The organism is Burkholderia sp. AW33-5 (assembly GCF_053427615.1).
In genome coordinates this window covers 255841-269141 of sequence record NZ_JBSAXA010000002.1, presented here as the reverse complement: position 1 = coordinate 269141, position 13301 = coordinate 255841, and the positions used below count along the sequence as shown (strand labels likewise).

The following is a 13301-nucleotide window of genomic DNA, read 5'->3' as shown; positions in this document are numbered from 1 at the left end:
AAACCCGCATCGGCACCGCCGGCAGGGGCTGCGAGGCCCGCCATAAGGTGCGATAATCCGTCAATTCACCGCATTCCAGGCATACCTCGATGGCTATTACGCTCAAAAACGAACACGACATCGCCGAGATGCGCGTCGCCTGCCGTCTCGCGAGCGAAGTGCTCGACTTCATCACGCCGCACGTCGTCGCGGGCGTCACGACCGCCGAACTCGACCGGCTCTGTCACGAATTCATGCTCAACGAGCAGGGCACGATCCCCGCGCCGCTGAATTATCAGCCGCCCGGCTATCCGCCGTACCCGAAGGCCACCTGCATCTCCGTCAACGACGTGATCTGCCACGGCATTCCGGGCGAGAAGGTGATCAAGAACGGCGACGCGCTGAACATCGACATCACCGTGATCAAGAACGGCTACTTCGGCGACACCAGCCGGATGTTCATCGTCGGCGAGGGCTCGATCCTCGCGAAGCGCCTCGTACAGACCACCTACGAGTGCATGTGGCTCGGCATCGACCAGGTCAAGCCCGGCGCCCACCTCGGCGACATCGGCTACGCGATCCAGAAGCATGCGGAAGCGCAGGGCTACAGCGTCGTGCGCGAATACTGCGGCCACGGCATCGGCACGGTGTTCCACGAGGATCCGCAGGTCGTCCACTACGGCCGTCCGGGCACCGGCATCGAGCTGAAGGCCGGGATGATCTTCACGATCGAGCCGATGATCAACGCCGGCAAGCGCGATATCCGCACGATGCCCGACCAGTGGACGGTCAAGACGCGCGACCGCAGCCTGTCCGCGCAGTGGGAGCACACGGTGCTCGTCACCGAGACGGGCTACGAGGTGCTGACCGTGTCCGCCGGCACGCCGGCGCGCCCGGTGTTCGCGCAACCGGCCGCCGCGGTCTGAGCGCCGCCGCGCCAGCCCGCCCCTGACCTGCTGACCTGAACGGCACGCCCATGAGCGCTCACGCCGCCCCCTCGCCCGAAGCGCTGTCGCGGCGCGCCGAATTCAAGGCCGCCAAGGCTGACATGCTCGAGCGCTTTCGCAGCGCGACGAACGTCGCGTCGCTGATGCACGCACTGTCGAAACTCACCGACGACGTGCTCAAGCGCGTGTGGGACGACTGCGGGCTGCCCGCGACGCTCGCACTCGTCGCCGTCGGCGGCTACGGGCGCGGCGAGCTCGCGCCCTACTCCGACGTCGACATCCTCGTGCTGCTGCCCGATGCGCACGACGCGGCGCTCGACGCGCGCATCGAGCGCTTCATCGGGATGGCATGGGATCTCGGCCTCGAGATCGGCAGCAGCGTGCGCACGGTCGCCCAATGCATCGAGGAAGCATCGCAGGACGTCACCGTGCAGACCTCGCTGCTCGAGGCGCGCCGCATCGTCGGCAGCACCGCGCTGTTCGAGCGCTTCACCGTGCGGTATCACGAGGCGCTCGACGCGCGCGCATTCTTCACCGCGAAGGTGCTCGAGATGCGCCAGCGCCACGCGAAGTTCCAGGACACGCCGTACAGCCTCGAACCGAACGTGAAGGAAAGCCCGGGCGGGTTGCGCGACCTGCAGACGATCCTCTGGATCGCGCGCGCGGCCGGCTTCGGCAGCAGCTGGCGCGAGCTCGACACGCGCGGCCTCATCACCGATCGCGAGGCGCGCGAGCTGCGCCGCAACGAAGGATTCCTGAAGACGCTGCGCGCGCGGCTGCACGTGATCGCCGGCCGCCGCCAGGACATGCTCGTGTTCGACCTGCAGACGCAGGCCGCCGAGAGCTTCGGCTACCAGCCGACGCAGGCCAAGCGCGCAAGCGAGCAGCTGATGCGCCGTTACTACTGGGCCGCGAAAGCGGTCACGCAGCTGGCGACGATCCTGATCCAGAACATCGAGGCGCAGCTGTTTCCCGCGACGAGTGGCATCACGCGCGTGCTGTCGCCCGATCGCTTCGTCGAGAAGCAGGGCATGCTCGAGATCGTCGACGACGGCGTGTTCGAACGCCATCCGGACGCGATCCTCGAAGCGTTCCTGCTGTACGAGGCGACCCGTGGCGTGAAGGGTCTGTCCGCCCGCACGCTGCGCGCGCTGTACAACTCGCGCGAGATCATGAACGACACGTGGCGGCGCGATCCGCAGAACCGCCGCACGTTCATGCAGATCCTGCAGCAGCCCGAAGGCATCACGCATGCGTTCCGGCTGATGAACCAGACGAGCGTGCTCGGCCGCTATCTGCTGAATTTCCGCCGCATCGTCGGCCAGATGCAGCACGACCTTTACCACGTGTACACGGTCGACCAGCACATCCTGATGGTGTTGCGCAACATTCGCCGCTTCGCGGTGGCCGAGCACGCGCACGAGTACCCGTTCTGCAGCCAGCTGATCGGCAATTTCGAGCGCCCGTGGGTGCTGTATGTCGCGGCGTTGTTCCACGACATCGCGAAAGGCCGCGGCGGCGACCACTCGACGCTCGGGATGGCCGACGCGCGGCGTTTCTGCCGCGAGCACGGGATCGCCGGCGACGACGCGGCGCTGATCGTGTGGCTCGTCCAGCATCACCTGACGATGAGCCAGGTCGCACAGAAGCAGGACACGAGCGACCCGGAGGTCATCAAGCGCTTCGCCGAAGTCGTCGGCAACGAACGCTACCTCACCGCGCTCTACCTGCTGACCGTCGCCGATATCCGCGGCACGAGCCCGAAGGTGTGGAACACGTGGAAGGGCAAGCTTCTCGAAGACCTCTACCGGATCACGCTGGCGGTGCTCGGCGGCGCCAATCCCGACGCGCATTCGGAACTGAAGTCGCGGCAGGAGCAGGCGCTCGCGCTGCTGCGCCTCGAGACCGTGCCCGACGACGCGCATCGCGCGCTGTGGGATCAGCTCGACATCGGCTTTTTCCTGCGCCACGACGCGGCCGACATCGCATGGCAGACGCGCGTGCTGTACCGGCACGTGAACGCCGAAACCGCGATCGTCCGCGCGCGGCCGTCGCCGATCGGCGACGCGCTGCAAGTGCTCGTGTACGTGAAGGACCGCCCCGACCTGTTCGCGGGCATTTGCGCGTACTTCGACCGCAACGGGCTGTCGGTGCTCGATGCGCGCGTCAGCACGACGCGGCACGGCTATGCGCTCGACAACTTCATCGTCACGCAGACCGAACGCGACGTGCGCTACCGCGACATCGCGAATCTCGTCGAACAGCAACTCGCGACGCGCCTTGCCGAAACCGCGTCACTGCCTGAGCCGTCCAAGGGTCGCCTGTCGCGGCTGTCCCGGACGTTTCCGATTACGCCGCGCGTCGACCTCCGGGCCGACGAGCGCGGTCAGTACTACATCCTGTCCGTGTCCGCCAACGACCGGCCGGGCCTTCTCTATTCGATCGCGCGCGTCCTGGCCGAGCATCGGGTCGGCGTCCACGCGGCGCGGATCAATACGCTCGGCGAACGCGTCGAGGACATCTTCCTGCTCGACGGTGCCGGCCTGTCCGACAACCGCTTGCAGATCCAGCTCGAAACCGAATTGCTGCGCGCGATCGCAGTCTGAATGAATCCCAGCGTTTATGCGCACCAAATTGACCGTCAAGAATCCGCGGCCGGCGTCGCCGACCCGCGCACCTGTCCGCTCCGGCAGCCTCGTCGCCCGCAAGGCGGTGCGCCCCGCCGCGCCGTCCGCGGCCGACAAGCCGCCGCGCCCGAAGAAGGCCGCCGCACCGGCCGCCGCCGGCGAGCGTGCGTTCAAGCCGCGCGGCGCGGAGGGCCCGGGTGCGGAACGCGCTCCGGCGAAGCGCGCGCCGCGTGACGGCGGCGCCGAGCGCGGCTATCGCAGTGACGCGAAGCCTGGCGGCCGCGCCGAACGCGGCGACGCCCGTCCATATCGCGGCACCGACGGCAAGCCCGATGCGCGGCCGCGCCGTGCTGGCACCGAAGGCGGCGCACGTGCGCCCTATCGTGACAAGGCAGCCGGTGAAGGCGAAAAGCGCAGCTTCGGCGAACGCCGTACGTCGTCCGACCGCCCGGCTCGCCGCAGCGACGACGATACGCGCCCGCGCCGCGCAAGCGCTGAAGGTGGCGCACGTGCGCCCTACCGCGACAAGGCAGGCGGCGCAGGCGAAAAGCGCAGCTTCGGCGAACGCCGCACAACATCCGACCGCCCGGCTCGCCGCAGCGACGACGATACGCGCCCGCGCGGCGCGGGCGCTGAAGGCGGCGCACGTGCGCCCTACCGCGACAAGGCAGCCGGCGCAGGCGAAAAGCGCAGCTTCGGCGAACGCCGTACGTCGTCCGACCGCCCGGCTCGCCGCAGCGACGACGATACGCGCCCGCGCCGCGCAGGCGCTGAAGGCGGCGCACGTGCGCCCTACCGCGACAAGGCAGCCGGCGCAGGCGAAAAGCGCAGCTTCGGCGAACGCCGTACGACCTCCGACCGCCCGGCCCGTCGCAACGACGACGATGCGCGCCCGCGCCGCGCAGGCGCCGAAGGCGCTGCACGCGCACCCTACCGCGACAAGGCAGCTGGCTACGGCGAAAAGCGCAGCTTCGGCGAACGCCGCACGTCGTCCGACCGTCCGGCGCGCCCCGCACGCGACAACGAACGTAGCGGCACCGAACGCCGCTCGACCGGCGCCGCGCTGAAGACCGCGCAACCGGTCAAGCGCCGCGCCGCCGACGTCGACCACGGCGACGAAACGGGCCTGATGCGCCTGTCGAAGCGCATGTCCGAACTCGGCCTGTGCTCGCGCCGCGAAGCGGACGAATGGATCGAAAAGGGCTGGGTGCTCGTCGACGGCGAACGCATCGACACGCTCGGCACCAAGGTCCGCCCGGACCAGAAGATCGAGATCGACGAACGCGCGAGCGCCGCGCAGGCCGCGCAGGTGACGATCCTGCTGCACAAGCCGGTCGGCTACGTGTCGGGTCAGGCGGAAGACGGCTACGAGCCGGCATCGGTACTGATCACGCGCGCGAACCAGTGGAGCGGCGACCGCTCGCAACTGCGCTTCTCGCCGCAGCATCTGCATGCGCTCGCGCCGGCCGGGCGGCTCGACATCGATTCGACCGGCCTGCTCGTGCTGACGCAGAACGGCCGGATCGCGAAGCAACTGATCGGCGAGCAGTCGGACATCGACAAGGAATATCTGGTGCGCGTGCGCTTCGGCGAACGGCTGATCGACATCGACCAGCACTTCCCCGCGGAATCGCTCGCGAAGCTGCGCCACGGTCTCGAGCTCGACGGCGTCCCGCTGAAGCCCGCGATGGTGAGCTGGCAGAACGGCGAACAGCTGCGTTTCGTGCTGCGCGAAGGCAAGAAGCGCCAGATCCGCCGCATGTGCGAACTGGTCGGTCTCGAAGTGATCGGTCTGAAACGCGTGCGGATGGGCCGCGTGATGCTCGGCGCGTTGCCGCAAGGGCAATGGCGCTATCTGTCGGCTGACGAGTCGTTCTGACGGCGGGCACGCACTGCGTGCCGCGCAATGCAAAAAGCCCGCGCAAGCGGGCTTTTTGCGTTTCGATACGGCGACGGCGCGCGCGGCCGCATGACGGTCAGTCGTCGTCGGCCGGATCAAGCCCCGGAAACAACACTTCGGTGAAGCCGAAGCGCGTGAAGTCGGTGATCCGCATCGGATACAGCTTGCCGATCAGGTGATCGTATTCGTGCTGGACGACCCGCGCGTGGAAGCCTTCGGCGACGCGGTCGAGCTTCGCGCCGAACTGATCGAAGCCGCTGTAGCGCACCTTCGCATAGCGGCTGACGACGCCGCGCATGCCCGGCACCGACAGGCAGCCCTCCCAGCCCTCCTCCATGTCCGGCGGCATGTACTCGAGCTTCGGGTTGATCAGCACCGTCTCGGGCACGGGCGGTGCGTCCGGATAACGGTTGTTGCTGCCGAAGCCGAAGATGATGATCTGCAGACCGACGCCGATTTGCGGCGCGGCAAGCCCCGCACCGTTCGCGTGATGCATCGTCTCGAACATGTCCGCGACGATCTCGTGCAGTTCGGGGGTATCGAACCGCTCGACCGGCTTGGCGACTTCGAGCAGGCGCGGATCGCCCATCTTCAGGATCTCGCGAATCATGGCGTGTTGCCCTCCAGGAGTTGGTGCAGTCCGTCTTCGTCCAGCACGGGGATGCCGAGTTCCTCGGCCTTCGCGAGCTTGCTGCCGGCGTCAGCGCCCGCGACCACGTAATCCGTCTTCTTCGATACCGAGCCCGCGACTTTCGCGCCCGCCGCTTCGAGCATCTCCTTCGCCGCGTCGCGCGTGAGCGTCGGCAGCGTGCCCGTCAGCACGACCGTCTTGCCGGCGAGCACGCCCTGCGGCGCCTTCGGCGCGGGCGGGCCTTCGGGCCACGTGACCTTGCCGGGCGCGCGCAACTGCTCGATCACCGTGCGGTTGTGCTCTTCCGCGAAGAACTGGTGCAGCGACTCGGCCACGATCGGACCGACGTCGTTCACTTCGAGCAGTTCCTCGATCGACGCGTCCATGATCGGCGTCAGCGACCCGAAATGCTTCGCGAGATCCTTCGCGGTCGATTCGCCGACATGGCGGATCCCGAGCCCGTAGATGAAGCGCGCGAGGGTCGTGTGCTTCGCCTTTTCGAGCGAGTCGAGCAGATTCTGTGCGGACTTCTCGGCGAACCGGTCGAGTTCCGCGAGCGTCGCGAAACCGAGATTGAACAGGTCGGCCGGCGTGCGCACGAGGTTCAGCTCGACGAGCTGATCGATGATCTTCTCGCCGAGCCCATCGATGTCGAGCGCGCGGCGCTGCGCGAAGTGCCACAGCGCCTGCTTGCGCTGCGCCGGGCAAAACAGGCCGCCCGTGCAGCGCGCGATCGCCTCGTCGGGCAGGCGCTCGATCTTCGAGCCGCATACCGGGCACTCGGTCGGCATCACGAACTCGGCCGCATCGGCCGGCCGGCGATCGAGCAGCGCGCCGACGACTTCGGGAATCACGTCGCCCGCGCGCCGCACGATCACGGTATCGCCGATCCGGATGTCCTTGCGGCGCACTTCGTCCTCGTTGTGCAGCGTTGCGTTGGTTACCGTCGCGCCGCCGACGAACACCGGCTCGAGCCGCGCGACCGGCGTGATCGCGCCCGTGCGGCCGACCTGCACGTCGATCGCGACGAGCTTCGTCAATGCTTCCTGCGCGGGGAACTTGTGCGCGAGCGCGAAGCGCGGCGCGCGCGACACGAAGCCGAGGCGGTCCTGCTCGTCGCGCCGGTTGACCTTGTACACGACGCCGTCGATATCGTACGGCAGCGATTCGCGCTTCTCGCCGACCTTGCGGAAGAAACCGAGCAGGCCGTCGGCGCCGAGCACGACCGCGCGTTCGCGGTTCACCGGCAGGCCGAGCGACTCGTACCAGTCGAGCAGCGCGCTGTGCGTGTCCGGCATCGGCATCCCGTCGAGCACGCCGATCCCGTACGAGAAGAACGACAACGGACGCTGCGCGGTGATCTTCGGGTCGAGCTGGCGCAGGCTGCCGGCCGCCGCATTGCGCGGATTCGCGAATTCGCGCTGCTCGGCCGCGCGCTGGCGTTCGTTCAGGCGTGCGAAATCGCGCTTGAACATCAGCACCTCGCCGCGCACGTCGAGCACGGCGGGCACGTGCGCGCCCTTCAGCTTCAGCGGGATCGAGCGGATCGTGCGGACGTTCTCCGTCACGTCCTCGCCGGTCGTGCCGTCGCCGCGCGTCGATGCCTGCACGAACACGCCGTGCTCGTAGCGCAGCGAGATCGCAAGCCCGTCGAACTTCAGCTCGCATGCGTATTCGACGGGATCCGTCACCGAGCCGGCAAGATCGGTCGTCTTGCCGAGCGCATCGGCGACGCGCTTGTCGAACGCGGCGATGTCCTCGTCGGCGAAGCCGTTGTTCAGCGACAGCATCGGCGCGTCATGGACGACCGGCGTGAAACCGCTCGCCACTTCGCCGCCGACGCGCTGCGTCGGCGAATCGGGCGTCACGAGCTCGGGATGATCGGTTTCGAGCTGTTGCAGCTCGCCGAAGAGCCGGTCGTATTCGGCGTCGGGCAGATCCGGCTGGTCGAGCACGTAATAGGCGTAATTCGCCCGCTCGAGTTGATCGCGCAGCCAAGCGGCACGCGCGTCGGGGTGGCTGGCTGGCGGTTCGGCTTGGGTTCGGGCCATGCTGGCGGCAATTCGCTCTGAAAAATCGGATGTTCGATTATCTCAGTTTGACGCCGCGGCGGGGGCACGCGATGCGTGCCGCGCAGGCGCGTTGCAGTGCACACGGACGATGTGTTTGCGGCGCTGCAACGACAACGGGCGACGGCACCGCAGGCCGTCGCCCGTGAAACGCGTTACTGGCTGAAGAGGCGGCGCGTGACCGGCGAACCGGCCGGGATGCCCGCTTCCTCGAGCTTCGCGTACAGCTTCATGAGTTGCTGGTCGATCGCCACCAGCGTCGATTCCGGCAGCGGCCGGCGCGAATCGTCGACGACCCGCGCACCGATCCGCTCGGACAGCGACTTCGCGTAGTCGCACATCAGCCGGAACGGCAGGATGTCCTCTTCGGCGACCGGCACGTCGAGCACCAGCGTGATCATGTTGCCGCCCTTGTAGGTCAGGTCGTCGCGCAGGAAGTTCGTGTCGCCGAACTGCAGCATGAACACGGGGTTCTGCTTCGCATCGAGCTTCACGAAGCGCGTGCCGTCGCGCGACAGCAGCAGCCCGTCCTGGGAAGCGACGGCCTGCACGTAGTTCGCCGACCACGGCGCGCCGTCCGACATCACGTTGATCGACAACTGCGCGTCGCACTGCGCGGCAAAGCCGTCGAGTTCGCGCGCCATCGCGACCGTCTCCATCATGTCCGGGAATTCCGGTGCGCCGTCGATCGCGTCGGCGAACTGCTGGACGCCCGTCACGAATTCGGAAAATTCGAGTTCGTTCAGCGCGCCGCTGCGGTTCGCGAGCTGGGCGGCGGCACGCAGCTCTTCATAGCGCACGCCGTTCTGCAGCAGTTCCCACTGGCCGCCTTCCGGCTTGCCCTCGATATGCACGGGCTTGCTGCCCGCGCGGCGCAGCCGCTGCGCGACCGGCAGGATCTTGTCGCCCGGCAGCGGCGCGCCGAGGCGAATCGGCACGATGCAGTCGATCCGGCGATCGACGATCGCGGGCGGCGCCGACGAAATCGTCGTCGCGGCGGGCAGCACGGGTTCAGCCGGTTCGTTCGATGCATCCGCGGCCGGTGCTTCCTGCGTGGCGGCGACCGCACCTTCGTCGACGGCCTGCTCGGCCGACTCGGCCGACGCCGACGGCGCGTCGACGCCGGTGGCCTCGGCCTGCAGGTCGGCCGGCGTGTCGGCAGGCGCCACGCCACCGAAGGTCGGCTCGACGCGCGCGGCGTCGGCCGATGCGCTCGCGGCAGCGGCTGCCGGTGCCGGCGCCGCGGATTCGCGGCGCACGGGCTGGCGCACCGGCTCGATGAACGGCAGCTCTTCGTCGCGCTCGGGGCGATTCATCGCCTCGGCCGTCTCTTCCGGCATCGGGCGCGGCATCCTGCGCCGCACCTTCGCGCCCTGCCACGCGTTGTAGACCACGACGCCGCCCACCACGACGGCGCCCGCGCCGATCAATCCGAGTGTCAACTCGTCCATGCACGCTCCATCAGCAATTCTTGTTCGTCGGACTCGCGAACGGGCGCCCATGCGCCGCGCGAACGCGGTCCGGTTTCGTCAAACGTCAATTCTGGGCAAAACCCGCGGCGGTTTCCATGTCCACCGCAACGATCCGCGACACGCCCTGCTCCTGCATCGTCACGCCGATCAGTTGCTGCGCCATCTCCATCGCGATCTTGTTGTGCGAGATGAAGAGGAACTGCGTCTTGTCGGACATCGCGCGCACGAGATTCGCGAAACGCTCGGTGTTCGCGTCGTCGAGCGGCGCGTCGACCTCGTCGAGCAGACAGAACGGCGCCGGGTTCAGCTGGAACATCGCGAACACCAGCGCGGTGGCGGTCAGCGCCTTTTCGCCGCCCGACAGCAGGTGAATGGTCGCGTTCTTCTTGCCCGGCGGCTGCGCCATCACCTGCACGCCCGCGTCGAGGATCTCGTCGCCCGTCATGATCAGCTTCGCCTGGCCGCCGCCGAACAGGCGCGGGAACAGGTCGCTGAAGTGACGGTTGACCTCGTCGAACGTGCCCTGCAGCAGCGTGCGGGTTTCCTGGTCGATCTTGTGGATCGCATCCTCGAGCGTCGTGATCGCGTCGGTCAGGTCGGCCGACTGCGCATCGAGGAACACCTTGCGCTCGCTCGCGGCCTTCAGCTCGTCGAGCGCGGCCATGTTGACCGGACCCAGCGCGTTGATCGCGTTGTTCAGGCGCGTGACCTCGCCCTGCAGGTACGACGGTTTCAGGTCCGGCGTCAGCTTCTCGCGCAGCGCTTGCTCGTCGACCTCGGCCGCCGCGAGCTGCTCGGCAAACTGCTCGACGGACAGGCGCGCGGCCTGCTCCTTCAGCTGCAGCTCGGTGATGCGGTCGCGCAACGGCTGCAGCGAACGCTCGGCGACGAGACGCTGCTCGTCCGAAGCGCGCAGCTTTGCCGTCAGGTCGTCGAGCTCGATCCGCGCGGCCTGCAACGCCTCTTCCTTCACCGCGCGAATTTCGAGCGCGTCCTGCAGGCCCGTGTGCGCGGTCTGCTCGTTGATCGTTTCGAGTTCGGCGCGCGCGTCTTCCAGCGACGCGGCGACGCGCTCGCTCTGCTCGTGCGCGACCTGGATGCTGCGCTTGAGCTCGTCGATCCGCGTGACCGCGTTGCGCGCGGCGAAGCGTGCGTCGTTCGCGCCGCGCTCGAGGTCGCGCGCTTCCTGGCGCGCCTGCGTCAGCGATTCGTCGAGCGCCTCGAATGCGAGCTGGTTGTCCTCGAAGCACGCCTGCAGTTCGGCGAGTTCGCCGTCGAAACGCTCGAAGTTCGCTTCCGATTCCGCGCGCAGCGCGCGCTGCTCGTCGATCTGCGCGCCGATTTCCTCGAGCTCCTCGCGGATCTGCGTGCTGCGCTGCGTGTAGCGCTCATGCGCCTGCGCGAGCTTCAGCACGTCCATCTGCAGTGCGTGCACGCGCTGCGTCGCGCGCTCGGCCTGCGCGCGCACGTCGCCGAGCGCCTGCGTGGCCTGCGTGTGCGCGGCCTCCGCCCGCACGGCGGCGGTGCGGGCCTCGTCGGCGAGCAGCGCCTGCGCGCGCACCTGGCGCGTCAGGTTCTCGATTTCCTGCTGGCGGGCCAGCATCCCGGCCTGCTCCGAATCGGCCGCGTACAGCTGCACGCCGACACGCGTGACGATGTGGCCGGCCTTGACGACGAACGCGCCGCCTGCCGGCAGTTGCGCGCGCGTCGCGAGCGCCTGCGCGACGTCGTCGGCGACGTACACGTTGCCGAGCCAGTCGTTCAGCACCGCACGGATGCCCGCATCGTCGATGCGTACGAGCGACAGCACCGGGCGCAGCCCGGCCGCGGCGGCCGGCGGTTCACCGGCCGCGGGCGGCGCGTAGAACGCGAGCTTCGCGGGCGGCGCGTCGGTCGCGAACGCCTTCACCCAGTCGAGATTCGACACTTCGAGCGCAGCCAGACGCTCGCGCAGCACGGCCTCGAGCGCCGCTTCCCAGCCCGCCTCGACGTGCAGCTTCTTCCAGAGACGCGGCAGCGCGCCGAGCTCGTGCTTGTCGAGCCACGGCTGAATCTTGCCTTCGGTCTGCACGTTCTCCTGCAGCTGCTTGAGCGCGGCGAGCCGCGCCTCGAGCTGGTGGATCTGCGCGCTTTCGGCCTGTACGCGCTCCTGCGCGGCACGGCGTTCGCCGTCGAGGCGCGGCAGCGCGTCCTGCGCATCGGTGAGGCGTGCCTGGGCTTCGGCGAGGATCTCTTCCTGCTCGGCGAGCTGCATGCGCAACTCCTCGAGCTGCGCTTCGTCCGGTGCGTCGAGCCCGCCCGCCTCGGACTTCAGGCGTTCGTGGCGCTGCTGAAGCTGCTGGAGCTGCTGGTCGGCATTGCGCTGGTGCGCGGCCTCGAGCTTCAACGACTGTTCGGTCTGCGCGATCCGCGCGCGTTCGTCGTTGAGCTGCGCCTGCGCATCGCGCCATTTCGCCTCGAGCGCCGGGAGCGCGTCGTGCTTCGCAGCCGCGTTGTCTTCAGCGAGCGCGGCCTTCTCGTCGGCCATCGCCCGCGCTTCTTCCGCTTCCTCGAGCTCGTCCTGCGCCTTCTCGGCCTGCGCACGCCATTGCTCGCGCTGCGCGTTCAGCGCGGCGATCTGCGCCTGCACGCGATTGCGCGATTCGACGATGAACTTGATCTCGGCCTCGAGGCGGCTCACTTCGGCGTTCGCCTCGTAGAGCGCCCCCTGCGCGCCCTGCATCGCGTCGCTCGCCGAATAATGCGCGACCCGCAACGTCTCGAGCTGCGACTCGACCTCGCGCAGCTTTGCCGTCTGCGCCTCGAGGTCGATCTGCGCCTGCTCGATCGCGCGCTGCTGCTTCTGCTGCTCGCTCGCGGCCTCGTTCTTGCGCAGCAGCCACAACAGGCGCTGCTTCTCCTCGCCGTCGGCGACGAGTTCCTTGTATTTGGTCGCGACGACGGCCTGCGCCTCGAGCTTCTCGAGGTTCGCGCCGAGCTCGCGGACGATGTCCTCGACGCGCGTCAGGTTCTCGCGCGTGTCGTGCAGGCGGTTTTCCGTTTCGCGGCGGCGCTCCTTGTACTTCGACACGCCCGCGGCTTCCTCGAGGAACACGCGCAGCTCTTCCGGCTTCGCCTCGATGATCCGCGCGATCATGCCCTGGCCGATGATCGCGTACGCGCGCGGGCCGAGGCCCGTGCCGAGGAAGATGTCCTGGATGTCGCGGCGGCGCGCCGGCAGGTTGTTGATGTAGTAGCTCGACGTGCCGTCGCGCGTCAGCACGCGCTTCACGGCGATCTCGCCGTACTGGCCCCACTGCCCGGCCGCGCGGCCGTCGGAGTTGTCGAAGATCAGCTCGACGCTGGCCCGGCTGCCGGGCTTGCGTGCGGTCGAGCCGTTGAAGATCACGTCCTGCATCGACTCGCCGCGCAGCTCGGACGCGCGCGACTCGCCGAGCACCCAGCGCACGGCATCGATGATGTTGGACTTGCCGCACCCGTTCGGGCCCACCACGCCGACAAGCTGGCCCGGAACCTGGAAATGCGTGGGATCGACAAAGGATTTGAAGCCAGCGAGTTTGATCGAGCTCAGACGCACGGCGGTATCGGATGTGAAGAAGGTGTGAAACGGACGGGGCCGCGACGCGCGGGGCCGGACGGCCCGTGCGCGCGATGCGCCCCGGAATTCAAAAGCGGG

At 68.4% G+C, this 13301-nt stretch carries 7 protein-coding genes; 3 read left to right on the top strand and 4 right to left on the bottom strand.

What is annotated here, in order from left to right; translation table 11 throughout:
* Nucleotides 1-89 precede the first annotated feature (89 nt).
* From map to ACV22V_RS04700, 3 genes are read left to right on the top strand one after another with little or no spacing between them, the layout of a single operon-like run.
* Complete coding sequence (gene map, locus ACV22V_RS04710) at nt 90-905, top strand: type I methionyl aminopeptidase (protein ID WP_012328760.1); 816 nt, start codon at nt 90-92, stop codon at nt 903-905.
* A 50-nt stretch (nt 906-955) separates the two neighbouring features.
* Nucleotides 956-3532 carry a [protein-PII] uridylyltransferase gene (locus ACV22V_RS04705; RefSeq protein ID WP_059529317.1) on the top strand — a complete coding sequence of 859 codons (2577 nt, stop codon included), beginning with the start codon at nt 956-958 and terminating at the stop codon, nt 3530-3532.
* A gap of 16 nt (nt 3533-3548) precedes the next feature.
* On the top strand, nt 3549-5432 hold the full coding sequence (locus tag ACV22V_RS04700; protein WP_448013150.1) for a pseudouridine synthase: 1884 nt from the start codon (nt 3549-3551) through the stop codon (nt 5430-5432).
* A gap of 97 nt (nt 5433-5529) precedes the next feature.
* Here the strand turns inward: ACV22V_RS04700 and def are convergent, their stop codons facing one another.
* The 4 genes from def to smc form a co-directional block, all read right to left on the bottom strand.
* Nucleotides 5530-6063 (bottom strand): peptide deformylase, encoded by a 534-nt coding sequence (gene def, locus ACV22V_RS04695; RefSeq protein ID WP_059511077.1) that lies wholly within the window; start codon nt 6061-6063, stop codon nt 5530-5532.
* Nucleotides 6060-8135: an NAD-dependent DNA ligase LigA gene (gene ligA / locus ACV22V_RS04690; RefSeq protein WP_059529314.1), complete on the bottom strand. Its 2076-nt coding sequence runs from the start codon at nt 8133-8135 to the stop codon at nt 6060-6062. Before ligA ends, def begins: the two co-directional genes overlap by 4 nt.
* A gap of 173 nt (nt 8136-8308) precedes the next feature.
* Nucleotides 8309-9604, bottom strand: a complete 1296-nt coding sequence (locus ACV22V_RS04685) for a cell division protein ZipA C-terminal FtsZ-binding domain-containing protein (RefSeq protein ID WP_059529311.1) — start codon at nt 9602-9604, stop codon at nt 8309-8311.
* An 85-nt stretch (nt 9605-9689) separates the two neighbouring features.
* On the bottom strand, nt 9690-13202 hold the full coding sequence (gene smc, locus ACV22V_RS04680) for a chromosome segregation protein SMC (protein ID WP_448013149.1): 3513 nt from the start codon (nt 13200-13202) through the stop codon (nt 9690-9692).
* Between the last annotated feature and the right edge of the window lie 99 nt (nt 13203-13301).

Coding starts and splice junctions, on each gene's coding strand:
- map (WP_012328760.1), top strand. CDS start 90: ATGGCTATTACGCTCAAAAACGAACACGACATCGCCGAGATGCGCGTC.
- def (WP_059511077.1), bottom strand. CDS start 6,063: ATGATTCGCGAGATCCTGAAGATGGGCGATCCGCGCCTGCTCGAAGTC.
- ACV22V_RS04685 (WP_059529311.1), bottom strand. CDS start 9,604: ATGGACGAGTTGACACTCGGATTGATCGGCGCGGGCGCCGTCGTGGTG.
- ACV22V_RS04700 (WP_448013150.1), top strand. CDS start 3,549: ATGCGCACCAAATTGACCGTCAAGAATCCGCGGCCGGCGTCGCCGACC.
- ACV22V_RS04705 (WP_059529317.1), top strand. CDS start 956: ATGAGCGCTCACGCCGCCCCCTCGCCCGAAGCGCTGTCGCGGCGCGCC.
- ligA (WP_059529314.1), bottom strand. CDS start 8,135: ATGGCCCGAACCCAAGCCGAACCGCCAGCCAGCCACCCCGACGCGCGT.